Origin of the sequence: Pseudomonas sp. DR48, from assembly GCF_019823085.1 — a bacterium.
Classification (GTDB): Bacteria; Pseudomonadota; Gammaproteobacteria; order Pseudomonadales; family Pseudomonadaceae; genus Aquipseudomonas.
The window spans coordinates 1,032,492-1,051,718 of the sequence record NZ_CP081946.1; the positions used below are offsets into that span (position 1 = coordinate 1,032,492).

The following is a 19,227-nucleotide window of genomic DNA, read 5'->3' on the forward strand; positions in this document are numbered from 1 at the left end:
ACGTTCACTTATATGAACAGATCCGACGCCAGGCTTGCCGCTGACAATTCTTCGGTAAATTTCAACAACAGCGGAGCCAATTCATGCAGCCGCGCCCCCGGCATCCGAGCGCTGGGCCCGGCAATACTCAACACCCCGATCACTCGGCCATCACCCGGATGACGCACTACTGCCGCGATTGCCGAAGTGCCTACCGCCGAGCTCTCCTCGACCCAGGCATAACCCTGCTCGCGCGCCAGGCGCAGGCGTTCGAGCAATTCGATATTGGATCGTGGCGCATTCGGCCCCAGGTCTTTGGGTCGCTCCCCGCCTTGGCGCTCCACCAGCGACAAGGCCTCGGCATCACTCATGCACGCCAGCCAGGCATGGCCCGACGCGGTATAGAACAAAGGCGCATCGCGGCCCATGTCCGGGTCATAACGCAGCCCGGACCGAGCGCCTTGCGACTTGGCGATCCAGACCTGCCGCTCGCCTTCGATCACGCCAAGACGCACCAGCTCGCCCGTCTCCTGGGCCAGGCGATCGAGCACCGGCTGAACGATATCGGCACCGCTGCTCGACAGGTAACGAAAGCCCATCGCAACCAGTTTGGTCGACAAGTGATAGCGCAAGGTCTCCGGGTTCTGGCGCACATAACCGAGCCGTATCAACTCGGCGAGCAGACGGTGGGTCGCGCTTTTGGGAATGTCCAGTTGCTCCGCCAGCGTCTGCATCGGCAGACCGCGAGGGTCACTGGTGAGGCTTTCCAGCACGCTGAAAACACGTTCGATCTGACTGCCGGCCATGAGGGGTTCCACGCAAATTTTGGCCGATTCTAGAAGACAATCGATCGAATGCGAAATCTGGAACCCACCGTCCGATAACCGCCCGCTTTGCGCCTCTCGCGGTTGCCGAGCAGGAACCGCCTCCTATATTTTCTGGAATCAAATTCCAAAAACATACAAACCGCTGGAGTGCCACACCATGCCTGCCGAACCCCGTTCACTCCCGGACATCGATTGCGATGTGCTGATTGTCGGCTCTGGGGCTGCCGGATTATCGGCAGCCGTCACGGCGGCGTGGCACGGGTTGAAGGTGATCGTGGTCGAGAAAGACCCGGTGTTCGGTGGCGCCACGGCATGGTCCGGCGGTTGGGCCTGGGTGCCGTGCAATCCTTTGGCTCGACGTGCCGGTATTGTCGAAGATGTCGAGCAACCGCGCACTTACCTGAAACACGAATTGGGCGAGCATTACCAACCGGCAATGATCGACGCGTTCCTGGAGGCCGGCCCACGGATGGTGGCGTTCTTCGAGCAACACACCTCACTGCAATTCGCCGACGGCAACGCGATTGCCGACATCCACGGCGACACGCCAGGCGCCGGCACCGGCGGGCGATCAGTGATCGCTGCACCATATGACGGGCGAAAAGTCGGCAAGCTGCTCAAGCGTCTTCGCCGAACCCTGCGGGAAACGTCGTTCATGGGCATGCCGATCATGGCGGGCGCGGACCTGGCGGCGTTTCTCAATCTGACGCGTTCACTGTCGGCCGCCTGGCACGTGACCCGACGCTTTACCCGGCACCTGCTGGACCTCGCCGTTCATGGTCGGGCAATGCAATTGGTCAACGGCGTGGCGCTGGTCGCTCGCCTGGCAAAATCCGCCGAAGACCTCGGTGTGTTGCTCTGGGAGTCAGCGCCGGTCACCGAATTGCTGCGCGAGAACGGGCAGGTCCGAGGCGCGCAGGTCAGCACAGCCAAGGGCAACATCCGCATCCATACGCGCAAGGCTGTGGTACTGGCCGCCGGTGGTTTTGCCCATGACATCGAACGGCGTAAATCCTTGTTCCCACGCACCCCGACCGGCCATGAACACTTGGCGTTGCCGCCCCTCGGAGTTTGCGGCGATGGCTTGCGCCTGGGCGAAAGCGTGGGTGCGCGAGTCAATACTGAAATGGCTTCTGCAGTGGCCTGGGCACCGGTTTCGCGAGTGCCTCACAAGGACGGCAGCGTCGGGCACTTCCCGCACATCATCGAGCGTGGCAAGCCGGGAATCATCGGTGTGCTGAGCAACGGCCAGCGTTTTGTCAATGAAGCCAACGGTTACTACGACTACGTCACCGCCATGGTCAACGCCGCGCCTACGAGCGAAGAAGTCGCTTCGTGGCTGATCTGCAGCCATGCTTTCCAGCGACGTTACGGCTTGGGGATCTCCCGGCCGTTTCCGCTTCCGTTGTCAGGCTTTATCCGCAGCGGCTATCTGAAAACCGGTAATACGCTTGAGGAATTGGCAGCCGCCTGTGGGATCGACCCGAACGGATTACGCCGCACTGTGTCGCATTACAACCAGCACGCGCGCAACGGCGAAGACCCGCAGTTCGGTCGTGGTTCGACGCCTTACAACCGCAAACAGGGTGATGCCTTGCAGCAACCGAACCCCTGCGTCGCCCCCATTGAACAGGGGCCGTTTTATGCGGTGAAGGTCCAGCCCGGTTGTTTCGGCACCTTTGCCGGGCTCAAGGTCAACCAACACGCTCAGGTGCTGGGCGAATCGGCTCAGGCCATCCCCGGGCTGTACGCGGCGGGCGGTGACATGGCCAGCATCATGGGCGGGCACTACCCCGCCGGCGGCATCAATCTGGGTCCGGCGCTGACGTTCGGCTACATCGCCGCGCGCCATATCGCCGGTATCACCGCTTACGAACAGGAGATCGATCATGCAGCGAATCGTTAATGCCCAAGGAATGAACATGCCCAAACTCGGTCTCGGCACCTGGCCGATGCTGGGTGAAGAATGCACCCGTGCGGTCGAACAGGCGTTGATCTCAGGCTATCGACACATCGACACCGCCGCGGCCTACAACAATGAAGACGCAGTCGGCCAAGCATTGGCGAACAGTCCTACCCCTCGCGATCAGATCCACGTCACCACCAAAGCCTGGTGGGACCAACTGCAACCGGACGCCATGCGCCACTCCATGGACCGCAGCCTGAAAGCCTTGCGCAGCGATTACGTCGACCTGTTCATGATCCATTGGCCGACGACCGATTGGGACTTGCCACAGACCATCAAAACCCTGGTGTCGCTCAAGGAACAAGGCCTGGCACGCCACATCGGCGTGGCGAATTTTCCGTTGCCGCTGCTGCGCAAAGTCGTGGAAGAACTGGGCGCGCCGCTGTCCGCCATCCAGGTCGAATACCACGTGCTGCTCGGACAAAATGCGCTGCTGGACTATGCCCGTCGACATGACATGGCGCTGACGGCCTATTCACCCTTGGCCCGCAACAAGGTCTCGGACCTTGCGGCGCTCCAGCAGATTGCGGCCAAACACGGGGTGCTGCCGACTCAGGTCGCGCTCAAATGGCTGCTCGACCAAGCCAATGTGGCGGCGATTCCCAAAGCCAGCAGCGAGGCCAATCAACTGGCCAACCTTGCATCGCTGCAAGTGAATCTGGACGACGAAGACCGGGCATTGATTGCCGGTCTGTCCAAGCGCGAGCGTCAGGTCAATCCCGATTTCGCGCCGGCGTGGGACGCGTTCGACCAGTAATTTGCGGTACAGGCCGTCGCCTGCTCGATAAAAACCCATCGCCTGACGGAATTAGATGGGTTACCCACGTTCAATACAGACCTGAGAGGTTCCCGGCGACCGCCACTGATTGCCGGGAATGCTGCCGTGCGCGATAAAAGCCGGACGGCCGGACTGGCGCCACTCCCACTCACCAGCGACACTCATCCCCACGGACAATCAGAGGATTCCCACATGCTATGGAAAAAAGGCCGACGCAGCGACAACGTGGTCGATGCCCGCGGTGACGATGTCGGCAGTGGCGGCGGTGGGATGCGTTTTGGCGGTGGCAAGGGCCTGAGCCTGACCGCGATCATCCTGATTGTCGGAATCGGCTGGATTACTGGCCAGGACCCGATGCAGATCCTCGGACAACTGACCGGACAAATGAGCGAGCAATCGGCACCGGCCACCAACCAGAGCCGCAAAGCGCCGCCGGCCAATGATGAAGGCGCCGAGTTCGTGCGATCAATCCTCGGCGACACCGAAGACACCTGGGGCCAGATTTTCCAGCAGGCCGGTCATCAGTACAAAAACCCGACGCTGGTGCTGTTCAGCAATCGCGTCAATTCGGCCTGTGGCCTGGCGACGTCGGCGACCGGCCCGTTCTATTGCCCGGCAGACCAGAAGGTCTACCTGGACATGAGTTTCTTCCAGGAAATGTCGCAACGCTTTTCCGCGGCAGGAGATTTTGCGCAGGCCTACGTGATCGCTCACGAAGTCGGACACCACGTTCAGACCTTGCTCGGTGTTTCGGCGAAAATGCAGACAGCCCGCCAGCAAGGCCGGCAGATGGAGGGCGACGGAGGTTTGCTGGTGCGTCAGGAATTGCAGGCCGATTGCCTGGCCGGCGTCTGGGCCAACAATGCACAGAAGCGTCTGAACTGGCTGGAACCGGGTGACATCGAAGAAGCCTTGAACGCCGCCAACGCTATCGGTGACGACCGTTTGCAGCAGCAAGGCCAGGGTCGCGTGGTACCGGACTCGTTTACCCATGGCACGTCGGCGCAAAGGGTGCGCTGGTTTAAAACCGGATTTGCGCAAGGCCAGGTGGGCCAGTGCGATACCTTTGCGGCGAAAAACCTGTAAATGAAAAATTGGCTGTTGATGTTGCTGTTCACCTGCATGTGCGCCGAGGCTGCCGAACATGCGGTCAAAGAGATCAGCCCCGGGCGCTTGTTGTTGAAAGAAGGTGAAATGGCGGTGGGCATCAGCCCGGCGCCGGCAAAAATCGAACGGGTGCTGATCATCATCCATGGCCGTCTGCGCAACGCCGAAACCTATCTTCAGAGCGCCGAACGTGCGGCTCAGCTGGCCGGGCAAAGTGCCAACACCCTGGTGATTGCCCCGCAGTTTCTCAACGAAACCGACATTGCCCAACATCCGGTGGCGGACACCGTGTTGCGCTGGCAGGGCAATGACTGGATGGCCGGTGGTTTATCCACCGCTCCGTTTCGGGTGAGTTCCTATGCGGCGCTGGATCAGATCATCGAGAGAATCAGCGATCGTCGGCAGTTTCCCGACGTGAAGGAAATCATCATTGCCGGTCACTCCGGTGGCGCCCAGGTCGTTCAGCGCTATGCGCTGTTGGCTCACGACCTGCCGGCATTGACGGCTGCAGGTGTGAAACTTCGTTATGTGGTCGCCAACCCTTCGTCCTACGCATACTTCAATGAGCAGCGGCCCGTTGCGTTCAATCATGCCGGTTGTCCGGGGTTCAATCGCTGGAAGTATGGACTGACGGATCTGCCTATTTACGCCAGTGGGCAAACGGCTCCGCAAATTGAAGGCAATTACGTCAAACGCGACGTGACGTATCTGCTCGGGCAGCAAGACATCGACCCGCAGCATCCGGCGCTGGATAAAGGTTGCGAGGCCGAAGCCCAAGGCGCTTACCGATTGGTTCGCGGACAGAATTATTTCAACTACCTGCTGCGTCGCAACCCGCAAGGGGTGAATCAGCGACTGGTCGAAGTGCCCGGGGTTGGGCACAACGGAGATGGGATGTTTACGTCGCCGGAGGGGCAGAAGGTGTTGTTTGGGCAGTGAGTTTTGTATCGGCTGATCCGACGTCATCGCGGGCAAGCCCGCTCCCACAGGTTGTGTGCCGGCCGGATAACTCAGGCATGGCACATAATTGTGTGAGCGGGCTTGCCCGCGAAGGCATCGGATCAGGCAACAATTGCATCAAGCCGAAAGCATTTGCCGCAACGCCACACAATCCGCCGCATGCCAATCCGTCAGCTCAGGCCACGGATTATCCGGCAGGTTAACCAACACTGTCCGCGCACCCGCCGCCCGACCGCAATCCAGATCAAACCGGTAATCACCGACCATCACCATCTCGCTCGCCGGCACGTTCCAGGCCTTGGCCAATTTCAGCAGACCACCGGGATGCGGTTTCGGCGGCGCTTCATCACGGCCCAGCACATCTTCCACCGCAAAGCAGTCGGCCAGGCCGATCGCCTCCAGCGTCACATGCGCCAGCTCCCGGGCATTGCGCGTAAGAATGCCCAGGCGATAACCGCGCCCAGCCAATTCCCGCACCAGCTCCACCGCGCCGGGCGCCGGTTTCGAACCCAGCGCCAGATCCCGTTCATGCTCCAGCAGCCACGCGTGTTTGGCGGCGGCTTCATCGGCCGGCAACGCCGCGAGGTGAGTCAGGATGTCGTCTTCGGCCGGAATGGCCAGCGCCACGCGAATGGCCGCGAAGTCATGCACAGCCACCGTCAGGGTGCCGTCCATGTCGAACACCCAGTGCCGCACCTCGGCCAGGCTCATGCCCAATCCTTGCGATGACGGATCAGGCCTTCCTGAGTGACCGAAGCCACCAGTTGTCCAGCCCGATTGAACACGCTGCCACGGGTGAAGCCGCGCGAATTGCCGGCCCACGGGCTGTCCATCGCATACAGCAACCAGTCATCGGCGCGCAGGTCCGCATGGAACCACAGCGCGTGATCGAGGCTGGCGACCTGCATGTCTTTCTGCCAGACCGATTTGCCGTGGGGTTGCATCGAGGTGGTCAGCAGACCGAAGTCCGAGGCGTAAGCCAGCAGGTATTTGTGCAGCGCCGGGGTATCGGCCAAGGCACCGTCGGCGCGAAACCAGACGTACTTGACCGGATCGGACGGTTGCGGGTTGTAGGGGTCTTTCTCGGTGATCGGTCGGAACTCGATCGGTTTGGGGCACAGCAGCTTTTCGCGCATGTGCTCGGGAATCAGGTGCGCACGCTGCTGAGTCAGTTCAAGCTCCGATGGCAGGTTTTCCGGGCCGACCACAATCGGCATCTCGGCCTGGTGCTCGAAGCCTTTTTCGTCGTACTGGAACGAGGCGCTGCAGGTGAAGATCGGGTTGCCCTTCTGGATCGCCGTCACTCGACGCGTGCTGAAACTGCCGCCGTCACGCACCCGATCAACCTGATAGACCACGGGCAACGCGGAATCGCCGGGACGCAGGAAATAACCGTGCATCGAATGCACATGGCGCGTTTCTTCGACCGTCTGACTGGCGGCCGACAGGGACTGACCGATTACCTGACCACCGAACAATTGACGAAAACCCAGGTCCTGGCTGCGGCCACGAAACAGGTTTTCTTCGATTGATTCCAGGGTCAGCAAGTCGACCAGATCATCCAACACTTGGCTCATTCAGACTCTCCTCACACAACGCAATGCCGCGCAGTCTTGGCTGCGGCGGTCAATTCAGATTCTGGCCCGGGCCACTTGGGAGCCATTGTAAACGTCCGCGCTCGCTTATCCATGCAAGGTTTGCAGCCATTGTTCGCGGGTAATGCGGTAGAGCACATGGTGACGCAGGGGATGATCGGCCGCGAGCCTGGGGTGTTCGAAATCATCGGCTGAATCATGATGCATGCCGATGGCCTGCATGACCTTTTCCGAAGGCAGGTTGTCTTTGGCGGTAAAGGACACGACCTCGTCCAGTGCCAGACGGTCAAACCCGCAGCGCAGAGCCGTCCATGCCGCTTCACTGGCATACCCCAGGCCCCAATGCTCGCGCGCCAGGCGCCAGCCGATTTCGGTCGCCGGGGTGAAGGGCGCGTCGAAGCCAACCACGCCGAGGCCGGTAAAACCGATAAAGGCGCCCGTATCTTTGCGCTCCAATGCCCAAAGGCCGAAACCATGCTCGGCAAAATGCCCGCGAATCCGTCCGATCAGCGAAGCACTTTCCATACGACTCAACGGCGCCGGAAAATAGCGCATCACCTGTGGATCGGCGCACATCGCCGCAAACTCAGGCAAATCTTCATCGCGCCACTGTCGCAACAGCAGCCGCGCGCTCTCGAGTTCCTGTATCGGCTCCATCATGTCCTCCCCTTTCCATGCCGCAAGTCTACATCGCTGGTAGGATCGTTCCTTCATTCCTGCCGCCGTACTTAATAAAAGCCCGCCATGTCCCTGCCGCTGATTTACCACGAAGACTACAGCCCCGAATTTCCGGCGGACCACCGCTTCCCCATGGACAAGTTTCGCCTGCTGCGCGATCACCTGGTGGACAGCGGCCTGACCCGGGATGCCGATCTGCTGCGACCGGAACTCTGCCCAGCGGAAATTCTCGCCCTGGCCCATGACGCTGCGTATATCGAACGCTACATGAGCGGTGAGTTGTCCCGCGAGGACCAACGGCGACTCGGCCTGCCCTGGAGCGAAGCGCTGGCCCGGCGTACGGTGCGAGCAGTGGGCGGTTCACTGCTGGCGGCCGAGCAGGCACTGGAACATGGCCTGGCCTGTCACTTGGCCGGCGGCACGCATCACGCGCATTACGATTACCCGGCCGGTTTCTGCATATTCAATGACCTGGCCGTGATCAGCCATTACCTGCTGGAAAGTGGCCGGGTGAATCGGGTGCTGATCTTCGATTGCGACGTGCATCAGGGCGACGGGACTGCACGGATTCTGCACAACACCCCGGACGCGATAACGGTTTCCCTGCACTGCGAAAAGAATTTTCCTGCACGCAAAGCCGAAAGCGACTGGGACATCCCGTTGCCCAAGGGCATGGGCGATGCCGAATACCTGAAGGTGGTGGACGATGCGCTCAACTATCTGCTGCCGCTCTACCAACCGGATCTGGTGATGTATGACGCGGGCGTCGATGTGCATAAGGACGACGCGCTCGGTTACCTGAAGCTGACCGACGAAGGCGTGGCCGCCCGCGATGAAAGCGTGATGCGCCATTGCCTGGGGCGCGATATTCCAGTGGTCGGGGTGATCGGCGGCGGCTACAGCAAGGACCGCCAGGCACTGGCGCGCCGTCACGGGATTCTGCATCACAGCGCGCAACGGGTCTGGACGTCATCAGGCTGTCATTGATCTGTGGGCGCTTTACCCACAATGCCTGTGGAACTGCCTGTGGATAACCTGAGTGAAAGGCTCTGCAGCCCAGGCTTTGTATAGCTCTCAGAATACTGGTTGTTTTTTGATCACACTTTTACAAACACAAAAACCTCCTGTGGGAGCGGGCTCGCTCGCGAATGCGGTGTATCAGACAACATTAATATCGACTGACCCACCCTCTTCGCGAGCAAGCCCGCTCCCACAGGGAATGGTGCTGATAGAATGCGCCGCTTATCCAGCCATACCGCAGCGCATTCCATGACCCAGCCTTCGACTCCCCTCTCCCCTCGCGCCGCCATCATCGGCGGCGGCCCCGCCGGTTTGATGGCGGCCGAAGTGTTGAGCCAGGCGGGAATCCACGTCGACCTGTACGACGGCATGCCTTCAGTGGGGCGAAAATTCCTCCTGGCCGGTGTTGGCGGCATGAACATCACCCACTCCGAAGCCTACCCGGCCTTTCTCTCGCGCTACGCCGAACGTGCGCCACAGATTGCGCCGCTGCTGCGATCCTTCGGCGCCGACGCGCTGTGCCAATGGATTCATGACCTGGGCATCGAAACCTTTGTCGGCAGCTCCGGCCGAGTGTTTCCAACCGACATGAAAGCCGCGCCGCTGTTGCGCGCCTGGCTTAAACGCCTGCGCGATGCTGGCGTAGTTATCCACACCCGTCACCGTTGGCTCGGCTGGAGTGACAGCGGTGGATTGCGCATCGACAGTCCCGAAGGCGAAAAAGTCGTCCAGCCGGACGCCACGTTGCTGGCCCTCGGTGGCGGCAGTTGGTCGCGCCTCGGTTCAGACGGCGCATGGATGCTGCCACTGGAACAACGCGGTGTAGGACTGATGCCTCTGCAACCGAGTAATTGCGGTTTCGAGGTGCAGGCCTGGAGCGAACTGATGGTCAGCAAATTCGCCGGAGCACCGCTGAAAAACATCGCCATCGGCCTCAATGACGACGTGCCACGACTCGGGGAATGTGTAATCACGGCAACGGGCATCGAAGGCAGTTTGATCTACGCCCTGTCAGCACCGATCCGCGAAGCGATCAACCTGCACGGTTCGGCGACAATCCATCTCGACCTGTTGCCGGGCCGACCTGTGGATAAAGTTCAGGCAGCACTGAGCAAACCGCGTGGCTCGCGGTCGATGTCCAAACACCTGCACAGTCAGCTTGGAATCGATGGCGTGAAAGCAGCGCTATTGCGAGAGCTGACGCCGGCCGATTGCTTCACCGATCCGGCACTGCTGGCCAAAGCGATCAAGTTTTTACCACTGACCCTGGTGAAAACCCGCCCACTGGACGAGGCCATCAGCAGCGCGGGTGGCGTGATGTTCGAGGCGATGGATGAACGCTTGATGCTCAAGCAACTGCCCGGCGTGTTCTGCGCAGGGGAAATGCTCGATTGGGAAGCGCCGACGGGCGGCTATCTGTTGACCGCGTGTTTCGCCAGTGGGCGCGCGGCGGGGTTGGGGATGCTCGAATGGTTGAAACACCGAACCTGATCGACTGATCGTTCCCACGCTCTGCGTGGGAATACCTCTTCGGACGCTCTGCGTTCGGCTTTGAAGGGACGCAGAGCGTCCCGGGCTGCATTCCCACGCAGAGCGTGGGAACGATCCTTAAGCGATCAAGGTTTGCGCTTACGCGGTCCGGTGTTGAACACCGGCACTTTGCGCACTGGCTTGATCGAAGGTTCCGGCGCCGAAGCGTCGCCACTCTCGACCCACTTGCCCAGATTGCGTTTACCGCCACTGGACGTCTTTGGCTTCTTCGGTTTTTTCGGCTTTTTGACTACCTGGCCGCTGGCATCGGTGTCCGGCACCCGGTGCTCGGGTTCGAAGTCGTGTTCCATCTGCCGAGGCAACGTCTGACGGGTCAACGTCTCGATGGCCGACAGCAGATTCACTTCATCGGCGCAGACCAGCGAAATAGCCTGCCCGGTTGCGCCCGCACGGCCGGTGCGACCGATGCGGTGGATGTAGTCTTCAGCCACGATCGGCAGGTCGAAGTTGACCACCAACGGCAAATCTTCAATATCCAGACCACGGGCGGCGACGTCGGTCGCCACCAGAATCTGCACTTCACTGGCCTTGAAACGGTCCAGCGCACGTTGGCGAGTTGCCTGCGGTTTGTCGCCGTGGATACCGTCGGCATTGATCCCCAGGCCCTGGAGTTTTTCCACCAGCGCATCCACGCCATTGCGGGTCTTGGCGAACACCAGCACCTGCTTCCACTTGCCCTTGCGCATCAAGTGTACGAAAAGCTCCGGCTTGCGCTTCTTGTCCACCGTCACCACCCACTGCTTGACGGTATTGGCCGCCACGTTGCGCGGGCTGACTTCAATGCTCAGCGGGTCGTTGAGCATTTGTCCGGCGAGGGTGCGGATCGCATCGGAGAAGGTCGCCGAGAACAATAGCGTCTGACGTTTCTTCGGCAGCGCCTTGTAAATATTCCCCAGCTCCTCGGAGAAGCCCAGATCGAGCATGCGATCCGCTTCATCCAGCACCAGGGTTTGCAACTGGTTGAACTTGAGCGCGTTCTGACGGAACAGATCGAGCAAGCGGCCCGGGGTCGCCACCAGCAGATCGACGCCTTTGCGCAGCTTCATCATTTGCGGGTTGATGCTGACGCCGCCGTACACCGCGTAAGTGCTCAGCGGCAGGTTCTCGGCGTACTGACGCACGGCTTCGTGGACCTGTTCGGCCAGCTCGCGGGTTGGCACGAGGATCAACGCGCGTACCGAGTTGGCAGTGACTTTCGGCCCTTCCATGGCCAGCAATTGCAGCAGCGGCAACGCGAAACCGGCGGTCTTGCCGGTGCCGGTCTGGGCGGCGGCCATCAGGTCGCGACCGGCCAGCACCGCCGGAATGGCTTGCGCCTGAACCGGCGTCGGGGTCTGGTAGCCGAGCGTCTCGAGAGAGCGCAGCAAGGGTTCGATCAGGCCAAGGGAGGCGAAAGTCATGGGAGTACCGTAGGAAAATTCAGCGCGGGCATGCAATGGCGCGCAGTTTACCCTAATTCACGCGGGATTCTGTCGGCACGGCTACAGCGGGCTGAACCGGCGCCCGCCGCCATTGCGGCAATCCGATCAACACCACGGCACTGATGATCACCAGCATCGCCAGCCCTTCTTCGATGCCGATGGTCTCACCGACAAACACGATACCCAGCAACACCGCCACCGCCGGATTGACGTAGGCATAACTGGTGGCCGCCGCCGGACGCACGTTTTTCAACAGGTACATGTAGGCGTTGAAAGCGATGATCGAACCAAAGAAGGTCAGGTAGGCCAGGGCTGCCCAGCCTTCAATCGGCGGCATGGCTTGCAGTTGCTCACCGCTCAGCGCACTGCCGATCAGCAGCACCACGCCGCCGACCAGCATTTCCACGGCACTGGCCATCGCGCCCTGGGGCAACGGCAAGTGTTTGCTCCAGACCGAACCGAACGCCCAGGAAGCCGCCGCGAACACCAGCAACAGCGCACCCAGCGGGCTCGATTGCAGGTTCGAACCCAGATTGAGCATGGCGATGCCGATCAGTCCCAGCACTATCCCGGCCCACTCAAGACGGGTATTGCGCGCGCCCCAGAAATAGCCGCAGAGCAAGGTAAACAGCGGCACCGTCGCCACCGCCAAAGCCGCCACGCCCGACGCGACGCCCATGTGCTCCGCCACACTGACCCCGCCATTACCGCAAGCGAGCAGCAAGATCCCGATAATCCCGGCAGCCTTCCACTGCGCCCAAGTCGGCGCCGGCGCCCCGCGCCAGCGCAGGAATGCGTACATCAGCGTCCCGGCAAGCACAAAGCGGATACCGGCGAGCAGCAACGGCGGCCAATATTCGACACCAATGCGAATCACCAGGTAAGTCGAGCCCCAAATCACGTACAACGCGAAAAAGGCAGCGATCAGCGGTAAGGGAAAACGACGTAAGCCAGGCATGGGCAGCTCGATGACAAGACAATGTGAACAGCTATTCTAGAAAGGCCAACGGCGAAAAATAAGCTACAAAACCTGTTTATAGCGTCGGTACACTTTTCAAAACACGGAGATCAGCGCTATAAACCGTGTTTTCGAAAGTCAGGCATTTTCAGGAATACGACCATGGACAAATACGACCGCATGCTGCTCGGCGCCCTGCTGGAAAACGGTCGTGCGTCCTACGCCGACCTGGCGCGCAAAGTGAATCTCTCCGCCCCGGCCGTGGCCGAGCGCGTGGCCAAGCTCGAAGCCAGCGGGGTGATTACTGGATACCAGGCAAAAGTCGACATGGCCAAGCTGGGATTGCCGATTCAGTGCGTAATCGAACTGCGCCTGAACCAGCACGGCAACCAAAAGGCCTACGACGACCTGATCAAAATCCCGCAGCTGACGGAATGCCACCGGGTGACCGGTGATCCGTGCGTAATCATGCAAGCGGCGGTGGGCTCGATGCCGGAGCTGGAAGAGCTGATTAACCGGATCGCCAAATTCGGCTTCAGCAAGACGTCGATTGTGTTGTCGAGCGCCATCGAAAAGCGCGTGCCGCTGGGGCAGCTGGAAGGGAATGGAAAGCTCTGATACGCCACATACCCTGTGGGAGCGGGCTTGCTCGCGAAAGCGGAGTGTCAGTCAACATCAATACTGAATGATGAATCGCTTTCGCGAGCAAGCCCGCTCCCACAGGGGATTTGCAGTGTTTTCAGAACCCGCGATGGCGCTTTAGGTGTTCATTGATCTTCGCCGCCGGCACTTTCTGCAAACTGACCAGCAAATCATGGGACAACTCGCGCAAGCCATGCTTTTGCCGTAGCTCTTGCGCCAGGTGCGCGGTCAGGTTGGCTGCCATCTCGGCGTCGGCCATCGCCCGGTGAGCCTTGCCGGTGTCGGGCAGGCTGGCGAAGGTGGTGAGGGTGCCGAGTTTGTGGTTCGGTGCGCCGGGCATCAGGCGTCGGGCGAGCAGCAGCGAGCAGGCAAAGTTCTGCAAGCGGGTGCGTTTGATCCGGCCCAGCTCGAAGTCCCAGAACTTCTGGTCGAATGCCGCGTTGTGCGCCAGCAGTGGCGTGATGCCAACGAACTCGTTGACCTCGTTCATCACCTGCTCGGCCGACGGCGCGGTGCGCAGCATGGCGTTGCTGATGCCGGTGAGTTGTTCGATGAAACCCGGCACGCGCACGCCAGCGTTCATCAGGCTTTGGTAACGGTCGACGATGCGCCCCTGTTCAAGGATCACCACGGCAATTTCCGTGGCCCGGCAACTACTGCTCGGGGAGATCCCGGTGGTTTCAAAGTCGATGACTGCTATGCGTTCCAAACCTGTTTCAGCTCCGTAAAAATCAATTCTTGAGCAGCAGCGCGCCTTCGATCGGCACGTAGCGGCTGGCGGCGCGGATCAGCGAGTTGGCGGTCAGGCCCGGTACGCCGTAGGCCACCGCTTGCACGCCGTGCTTGTTGATGATGCGCTCCAGCAGCATGTCGAAATCGCCGTCGCCGGAAGCCAGCACCACTTCGTCGACGTGATCGGCCGCGTCCATGATGTCGAGGGTGATGCCCACGTCCCAGTCGCCCTTGGCCGAACCGTCGCTGCGCTGGATGTAGGGTTTGAGTTTCACGATGAAACCGAGGTTGCGCAGGATCTGCTGGAATTGCTGTTGTTTGCTGTCGCCACGATCGATGGCGTAGGCATACGCTTCGACGATCTCGCCCTGTTTGCTGATATCAGCCCACAAAGCGGCGTAGTTGAAGTGGCAACCATAGGCCTGGCGCACGGTGTAATAGAGGTTCTGAACATCGGCGAACACTGCGATTTTTTTCACCGGTCATCCTCATTTGCGCGCCAAAGCGCGGGCAGGATCAGGCGCAAGGCCCGAAAAGTTGCCCAGTATGCCAGCCTGAAGGATTGTTCCGCGAATAATCGGCCCGAAGCGCCGTAGCGCTCCGGACGAATGGCACATCAGACGAAGGAATCGTCGTCGTTGTCAAAGAACGATGAGCTGTCATCGCTGTAGTCGGCGTCGCTGAAGCCGCCCTGGTCGTTGCCGTTATCGGCCACGCGCTGGTCGTCGCCCCAGCTATTGTCAGCGCTTTTATCGGCGACCTGGGCCGGCTCTTCCTTGATGATTTCAACCACTTCCGGCTGCTGGTTGTGGTGAAACAGGCTGCTGATGCCTTCTGCCAGCATGACACCGCCGGCCACACCGGCCGCGGTTTTCAAGGCGCCGCCGAGGAAACCGCTGCCAATCGGTTGTTGCGGTTGTCCGTAGTTCTGCGGTGGCGGTGCTGCACCGTAGTTCTGCTGTGGCGGCTGCGAGTTGAATGACGGCCGCGCCGGTTCACGCCATCCGCCGGTGGAGGCCGGAGCGCTCTGGGCGGGCACGGGTTGCGGCTCGCGGGAGCTTCCACCAAAGATGCTCGATAAAAAGCCACCACTGGCAGGCGCCGGCGTTGGTGCCTGTGCCTTGGCCGCTTGCAGTTCGGCCTGCAATTGCTGCACTTGCTGGGTCAACTGCTTGTTCTGTTCGTTGAGGCTTTTGATGGCTGCCTCTTGAACCAGAATCGCCTGGGTCATGAAATAGCCTGCCGCGGGTTGGCGAGTCAGGTGTTCCTTGATCCGCGCCTCGGCCTGGGCGTCGCGCGGGGCTGAGTCCGTTTCGGCCTGTTGCAGCCGGGAAAACAGTCCATCGATCAGGGTTTGTTCTTCGCTGTTCATGGCGACCTCGTAGATTGCCGGAGAAATCGTTGCTCTTTTCCAAAGAGGATAAGGTGCTCAACCTTAATGGAGGCTGAAACAAGTTGTTTCAATAGCCTTTACAGAACGTTTACGTTTGCTTGCGACAGCGCATCATCGGTTAAAGTGGGCCACTGCTTTCAATTGCGATACCGACTGATGAATCCGTTCGACGTACTGCGTGACTCTTTGTATTTCTTCAAGCGCAATCTGGGTCAGATTGTGCAGCTGTGCCTGCCGCTGGTGATCATCGAGGCATTGCTGCAGCAAGTGGTCGACCACTCCAGCCAGCCGGACGGCTTCCCAGGTATGAGCGTGCTGGTCGGTCTGCTGGTGTATCCGCTGTACACCGCCGCGCTGATCCTGTTTCTCGATGCCCGCAGTCGTGGCGAATCGCCGACCACCCGCGAGCTGCTGTCGAGGTCGGCCTACCTGTGGCCGCGCTTCGCTCTGCTCACTGGCCTCAATACCTTGCTGATCCTGGTGGGTCTGTCGCTGTATTTCCTGCCGGGTATCTGGCTGATGGTGACGCTGGCCTTCGGCGAATACCTGCTGGTGCTCAGGGGCCTGTCCCCGCTGGCCGCAATGAAAGAAAGCCTGCGCCTGACCCGCGGCCACTTCATGCGGATCCTGGTGTGCATATTGTGTGTAATGGGTCCGTTGTGGGTGCTCAAGGGCGCAACCCTGGCGGTCTATCCCGACCCGCAGAACCCGGTGATTTCACTGCTGATCGACAGCGCTCACAGCTTCCTGCAATTGTTCACCAGCGTGGTGCTGTTTCGCCTGTTCATGCTCATCAGTGATGTGCCCGAGAAAATTGACGGACCGCGCTGACCGTGGGCTTAAACCCGACTGTCGGTTATGCTCGGAGCCATCTTTTGTAACGCTATAAGCCGAGCCATGACCCGTCTACTGCGCTACACCCTGCTGGCCCTGTTGATCGTGACCGGCCTGATTGCCCTGCTGATCTACAGCCTGACCTGGCGCCCGGAGGCCAGGGAAGTTTTACCGGTGAGCTGCAACGCTCAGGCACCGACGCTGGTGCCCGGCCAGGCGCTGAAAGTGATGACCTGGAATGTCCAGTACCTGGCGGGTAAACGCTATGTTTTCTGGAATGACCTGGCCGCTGGCGACGACGAAAAACCTACTCTCGAAGACATGGCGTTCAGCCTCGATGAAGTGGCACGGGTGATTCGCGACGAGCAACCCGATGTCGTCCTTTTGCAGGAACTGGATGACGACGCCAAGGCCAGCGATTACCAGAACCAGTTCAAGTTGCTCCAGGAACGCCTCGCCGACCTTTATCCGTGCAGCGCCCGCGCCTTCGACTGGAAAGCCGACTTCGTGCCTGAGCCGCATATCTTCGGCAGCGTCGGCCGGCAACTCGCCACCCTCAGCCGCTTCCAGATCGAACACGCCGAACGCCTGCAATTGCCGGTCGCGCCGGCCAACTTCATCAGTCGTCAGTTCAAACCGAAAAACGCCTTGCTGGTGGCCTATATGCCGTTAAGCGACGGCGGGCAGATGGCGCTGCTCAACACTCATCTGGACCGCGTCGTCCAGCCCGACGACACCTTGCAAGCGCAAGTGACCGCCGTGGCCAAGGTGCTCGACAAGTACGAAAGCCGCGGCACGCCGTGGCTGATCGGTGGTGATTTCAACCTGTTGCCGCTAGGCCAGTATCGACGCCTGCCCGATGACCAACGCACGCCCTACTCCGCCGACAGCGCCTTGCATGTGCTGTGGGACAAATACCCGATGATCCCGACCAACAACGAAGCCAGCGGTGTCGACCGGGCGCACTGGCTAACCCATTACCCGAATGATCCGGGCTTGAACGGCCCCGACCGGACGGTCGACTACCTGTTCTACAGTCCGCGGATCAAACGGGTCGAGGCGATGGTGAGGCAGGACGATACGTTGCGCATCTCCGATCACTTGCCGGTGATTGCACGGTTCCTGTTGCCGCCGGCCCCGTAGAACCGGATCAATGCACCTCCTCCAAATCGTCATGCAGCAACCCGAAAATCCTGCGCTTCATGTCGATGAACGAGCGCTCCATGACCATATCCAGCGTTCGTGGGCGTTCGATCGGCACGTCCAGAATCTGCTTGATCCGCCCCGGTCTGGCACCCATCACGTAGACCCGATCGCCCAACAGAATCGCCTCGTCGATGTCGTGGGTTACGAACAAAACGGTCTTTTTACTGTTGCCCCAGACCCTTAGCAGCAGCTGTTGCATTTGCAGGCGCGTCTGGCTGTCGAGCGCACCGAACGGTTCGTCCATCAGCAGGATTTGCGGGTCATTGGCCAGCGCTCGGGCAATCGCCACACGCTGCATCATGCCGCCGGACAATTGCTTGGCGTAGTTGTCGGCGAATCCCGTCAGGCCAACTTCATTGACGTAATAGTCGACGATTTCCTTGCGCTGGGCCGCTGCCATGCCGCGCCGCTTGAGACCGAACTCGACGTTCTGGCGCACGGTCAGCCACGGGAACAGCGTGTAGCTCTGGAACACCATGCCGCGATCCGCACCCGGCCCCTGCACCTGCTGGCCACCGACATAGATCTCGCCTTCGGTCGGCTCATTCAGGCCCGCTGTGAGGTACAGCAAACTCGACTTGCCGCAGCCCGAGGGGCCGGCCAGCACGGCGAACTGTTGATCCGGCACTTCAAACGACACCTGCTCCAGCGCGGTGAACATGCCGCCGTCAGGTTTCTGATAACGCAGGCTGACCTTGTCCACTTGCAGTCGGGGCGCCGCCTGCACCGGGGCGGCCGTCGGTGTGACGAAACGTGGGTTTACGGCGCTTACTGAGCCCATGCGGCGATCCTCAGACGAAGGAAACGGAACAGTTGATCGGTGACCAGGCCCAGCAGGCCGATGATCGCGATAGCCAGGAAAATCACATCCACTTGAAAGCCGCGCATGGCTTTGAGGCTCAGGTAACCCAGACCGCTGGAAGCGGCGACCAGCTCGGCGACCACCAGGTACGTCCAGGCCCAGCCCATGGTCACGCGCAAGGTGTCGAGCACGCCGGGCAACGACGCTGGGGCGATCACATGCAGCACCGCATCGCGACGATTCGAACCCAGGGTGTAAGACGCGTTGATCAAGTCTTTGGAGATGCCCTTGGACACGTCCGCGATCATCACCAGCTGCTGGAAGAACACGCCGAAAATAATCACCGAGACCCGCTGCTCCAGACCGATACCGATCCACAGGATGAACAGCGGCACGAACGAGGTCACCGGCAGGTAGCGGATGAAATTCACCATCGGTTCGAGGAACGCCTGGACGATACGAAAGCTGCCCATCAACAGTCCCAACGGCACCGCCACCAGGGACGAGACGATGAAGCCGACCATCACCACTTCGACGCTGGCCCACACGTGCTGGCCGAGCGTGCCATCGCGGCTCAGGCGCACGGCCGCCTCGACCACCGCGCCCGGTGTCGGCAGGAACATGCCCGGCACCACGCCGCCGTAAGACAAACCGGCCCACAGACCAATCAACAACACCCAGGCCAGACCGCTCGCACTCCAGATCACCTGCACTGGCAGACCGGTCTTGGGCGTGATGCAGCGGCTCAGCCATGAATTGCGCTTGAACATGCGAACCT

The 19,227-nt window shown here is 60.6% G+C and carries 20 protein-coding genes; 9 read left to right on the forward strand and 11 right to left on the reverse strand.

The features are described 5' to 3' along the window. Window positions 1–8: 8 nt before the first annotated feature. Window positions 9–785, reverse strand: a complete 777-nt coding sequence (locus tag K5K95_RS04725; RefSeq protein ID WP_222588564.1) for an IclR family transcriptional regulator — start codon at window positions 783–785, stop codon at window positions 9–11. Window positions 786–963: 178 nt separating this feature from the next. Here K5K95_RS04725 and K5K95_RS04730 point away from each other — a divergent pair, with 178 nt between their 5' ends. From K5K95_RS04730 to K5K95_RS04745, 4 genes are all read left to right on the forward strand, one after another. Further along, a complete protein-coding gene (locus tag K5K95_RS04730; protein WP_222588565.1) occupies window positions 964–2,712 on the forward strand; it encodes an FAD-dependent oxidoreductase in 1,749 nt (582 codons plus the stop codon). Next, window positions 2,696–3,529, forward strand: coding sequence for an aldo/keto reductase (locus K5K95_RS04735; protein ID WP_222588566.1), 834 nt, complete (start codon window positions 2,696–2,698; stop codon window positions 3,527–3,529). Before K5K95_RS04730 ends, K5K95_RS04735 begins: the two co-directional genes overlap by 17 nt. 213 nt (window positions 3,530–3,742) lie before the next feature. Next, window positions 3,743–4,636 carry a neutral zinc metallopeptidase gene (locus tag K5K95_RS04740; RefSeq protein WP_222588567.1) on the forward strand — a complete coding sequence of 298 codons (894 nt, stop codon included), beginning with the start codon at window positions 3,743–3,745 and terminating at the stop codon, window positions 4,634–4,636. Then, a complete protein-coding gene (locus K5K95_RS04745; RefSeq protein ID WP_222588568.1) occupies window positions 4,637–5,596 on the forward strand; it encodes an alpha/beta hydrolase in 960 nt (319 codons plus the stop codon). 138 nt (window positions 5,597–5,734) lie between these two features. On the opposite strand, the gene K5K95_RS04750 is transcribed toward K5K95_RS04745, so the two are convergent. The 3 genes from K5K95_RS04750 to K5K95_RS04760 form a co-directional block, all read right to left on the reverse strand. Next, window positions 5,735–6,328 (reverse strand): HAD family hydrolase, encoded by a 594-nt coding sequence (locus tag K5K95_RS04750; RefSeq protein ID WP_222588569.1) that lies wholly within the window; start codon window positions 6,326–6,328, stop codon window positions 5,735–5,737. Further along, entirely contained in the window at window positions 6,325–7,194 is an 870-nt protein-coding gene (tesB, locus tag K5K95_RS04755; RefSeq protein ID WP_222588570.1) for an acyl-CoA thioesterase II, read from the reverse strand. Before tesB ends, K5K95_RS04750 begins: the two co-directional genes overlap by 4 nt. 105 nt (window positions 7,195–7,299) lie before the next feature. Next, complete coding sequence (locus K5K95_RS04760) at window positions 7,300–7,869, reverse strand: GNAT family N-acetyltransferase (RefSeq protein WP_222590293.1); 570 nt, start codon at window positions 7,867–7,869, stop codon at window positions 7,300–7,302. A gap of 87 nt (window positions 7,870–7,956) precedes the next feature. On the opposite strand from K5K95_RS04760, the gene K5K95_RS04765 reads away from it, so the two are divergent. Continuing rightward, complete coding sequence (locus tag K5K95_RS04765) at window positions 7,957–8,877, forward strand: histone deacetylase (protein WP_222588571.1); 921 nt, start codon at window positions 7,957–7,959, stop codon at window positions 8,875–8,877. Between the two features lie 282 nt (window positions 8,878–9,159). Further along, complete coding sequence (locus tag K5K95_RS04770) at window positions 9,160–10,401, forward strand: TIGR03862 family flavoprotein (RefSeq protein ID WP_222590294.1); 1,242 nt, start codon at window positions 9,160–9,162, stop codon at window positions 10,399–10,401. Window positions 10,402–10,526: 125 nt separating this feature from the next. Here K5K95_RS04770 and K5K95_RS04775 read toward each other — a convergent pair whose 3' ends face one another. Then, on the reverse strand, window positions 10,527–11,861 hold the full coding sequence (locus tag K5K95_RS04775) for a DEAD/DEAH box helicase (RefSeq protein ID WP_222588572.1): 1,335 nt from the start codon (window positions 11,859–11,861) through the stop codon (window positions 10,527–10,529). A 52-nt stretch (window positions 11,862–11,913) separates the two neighbouring features. Next, a complete protein-coding gene (gene yedA / locus K5K95_RS04780) occupies window positions 11,914–12,840 on the reverse strand; it encodes a drug/metabolite exporter YedA (RefSeq protein WP_222588573.1) in 927 nt (308 codons plus the stop codon). A 162-nt stretch (window positions 12,841–13,002) separates the two neighbouring features. On the opposite strand from yedA, the gene K5K95_RS04785 reads away from it, so the two are divergent. After that, window positions 13,003–13,458: an Lrp/AsnC family transcriptional regulator gene (locus tag K5K95_RS04785; protein ID WP_222588574.1), complete on the forward strand. Its 456-nt coding sequence runs from the start codon at window positions 13,003–13,005 to the stop codon at window positions 13,456–13,458. A 121-nt stretch (window positions 13,459–13,579) separates the two neighbouring features. On the opposite strand, the gene K5K95_RS04790 is transcribed toward K5K95_RS04785, so the two are convergent. From K5K95_RS04790 to K5K95_RS04800, 3 genes are all read right to left on the reverse strand, one after another. Then, complete coding sequence (locus tag K5K95_RS04790) at window positions 13,580–14,191, reverse strand: PolC-type DNA polymerase III (RefSeq protein ID WP_222588575.1); 612 nt, start codon at window positions 14,189–14,191, stop codon at window positions 13,580–13,582. A 22-nt stretch (window positions 14,192–14,213) separates the two neighbouring features. Continuing rightward, window positions 14,214–14,693: an NYN domain-containing protein gene (locus tag K5K95_RS04795; RefSeq protein ID WP_090179562.1), complete on the reverse strand. Its 480-nt coding sequence runs from the start codon at window positions 14,691–14,693 to the stop codon at window positions 14,214–14,216. Window positions 14,694–14,830: 137 nt separating this feature from the next. Further along, window positions 14,831–15,586 (reverse strand): DUF2076 domain-containing protein, encoded by a 756-nt coding sequence (locus tag K5K95_RS04800; RefSeq protein WP_222588576.1) that lies wholly within the window; start codon window positions 15,584–15,586, stop codon window positions 14,831–14,833. Window positions 15,587–15,763: 177 nt separating this feature from the next. Between K5K95_RS04800 and K5K95_RS04805 the strand changes: the two genes are divergently transcribed. After that, the gene (locus tag K5K95_RS04805; protein WP_222588577.1) at window positions 15,764–16,438 is read left to right on the forward strand and encodes a YciC family protein; all 675 of its coding nucleotides are present in this window, start codon (window positions 15,764–15,766) and stop codon (window positions 16,436–16,438) included. Window positions 16,439–16,504: 66 nt separating this feature from the next. Then, complete coding sequence (locus tag K5K95_RS04810; RefSeq protein WP_222588578.1) at window positions 16,505–17,584, forward strand: endonuclease/exonuclease/phosphatase family protein; 1,080 nt, start codon at window positions 16,505–16,507, stop codon at window positions 17,582–17,584. Between the two features lie 7 nt (window positions 17,585–17,591). Here K5K95_RS04810 and K5K95_RS04815 read toward each other — a convergent pair whose 3' ends face one another. Then, window positions 17,592–18,428: an ABC transporter ATP-binding protein gene (locus tag K5K95_RS04815; protein WP_222588579.1), complete on the reverse strand. Its 837-nt coding sequence runs from the start codon at window positions 18,426–18,428 to the stop codon at window positions 17,592–17,594. Continuing rightward, window positions 18,416–19,219: an ABC transporter permease gene (locus K5K95_RS04820; protein WP_208671336.1), complete on the reverse strand. Its 804-nt coding sequence runs from the start codon at window positions 19,217–19,219 to the stop codon at window positions 18,416–18,418. Before K5K95_RS04820 ends, K5K95_RS04815 begins: the two co-directional genes overlap by 13 nt. Window positions 19,220–19,227: the final 8 nt, after the last annotated feature.

What these genes read in the sequence shown, in the direction of transcription:
- K5K95_RS04725 (WP_222588564.1), bottom strand. Translation starts at nt 785, where the DNA reads ATGGCCGGCAGTCAGATCGAACGTGTTTTCAGCGTGCTGGAAAGCCTC.
- K5K95_RS04730 (WP_222588565.1), top strand. Translation starts at nt 964, where the DNA reads ATGCCTGCCGAACCCCGTTCACTCCCGGACATCGATTGCGATGTGCTG.
- K5K95_RS04735 (WP_222588566.1), top strand. Translation starts at nt 2,696, where the DNA reads ATGCAGCGAATCGTTAATGCCCAAGGAATGAACATGCCCAAACTCGGT.
- K5K95_RS04740 (WP_222588567.1), top strand. Translation starts at nt 3,743, where the DNA reads ATGCTATGGAAAAAAGGCCGACGCAGCGACAACGTGGTCGATGCCCGC.
- K5K95_RS04745 (WP_222588568.1), top strand. Translation starts at nt 4,637, where the DNA reads ATGAAAAATTGGCTGTTGATGTTGCTGTTCACCTGCATGTGCGCCGAG.
- K5K95_RS04750 (WP_222588569.1), bottom strand. Translation starts at nt 6,328, where the DNA reads ATGAGCCTGGCCGAGGTGCGGCACTGGGTGTTCGACATGGACGGCACC.
- tesB (WP_222588570.1), bottom strand. Translation starts at nt 7,194, where the DNA reads ATGAGCCAAGTGTTGGATGATCTGGTCGACTTGCTGACCCTGGAATCA.
- K5K95_RS04760 (WP_222590293.1), bottom strand. Translation starts at nt 7,869, where the DNA reads ATGGAGCCGATACAGGAACTCGAGAGCGCGCGGCTGCTGTTGCGACAG.
- K5K95_RS04765 (WP_222588571.1), top strand. Translation starts at nt 7,957, where the DNA reads ATGTCCCTGCCGCTGATTTACCACGAAGACTACAGCCCCGAATTTCCG.
- K5K95_RS04770 (WP_222590294.1), top strand. Translation starts at nt 9,160, where the DNA reads ATGACCCAGCCTTCGACTCCCCTCTCCCCTCGCGCCGCCATCATCGGC.
- K5K95_RS04775 (WP_222588572.1), bottom strand. Translation starts at nt 11,861, where the DNA reads ATGACTTTCGCCTCCCTTGGCCTGATCGAACCCTTGCTGCGCTCTCTC.
- yedA (WP_222588573.1), bottom strand. Translation starts at nt 12,840, where the DNA reads ATGCCTGGCTTACGTCGTTTTCCCTTACCGCTGATCGCTGCCTTTTTC.
- K5K95_RS04785 (WP_222588574.1), top strand. Translation starts at nt 13,003, where the DNA reads ATGGACAAATACGACCGCATGCTGCTCGGCGCCCTGCTGGAAAACGGT.
- K5K95_RS04800 (WP_222588576.1), bottom strand. Translation starts at nt 15,586, where the DNA reads ATGAACAGCGAAGAACAAACCCTGATCGATGGACTGTTTTCCCGGCTG.
- K5K95_RS04805 (WP_222588577.1), top strand. Translation starts at nt 15,764, where the DNA reads ATGAATCCGTTCGACGTACTGCGTGACTCTTTGTATTTCTTCAAGCGC.
- K5K95_RS04810 (WP_222588578.1), top strand. Translation starts at nt 16,505, where the DNA reads ATGACCCGTCTACTGCGCTACACCCTGCTGGCCCTGTTGATCGTGACC.
- K5K95_RS04815 (WP_222588579.1), bottom strand. Translation starts at nt 18,428, where the DNA reads ATGGGCTCAGTAAGCGCCGTAAACCCACGTTTCGTCACACCGACGGCC.
- K5K95_RS04820 (WP_208671336.1), bottom strand. Translation starts at nt 19,219, where the DNA reads ATGTTCAAGCGCAATTCATGGCTGAGCCGCTGCATCACGCCCAAGACC.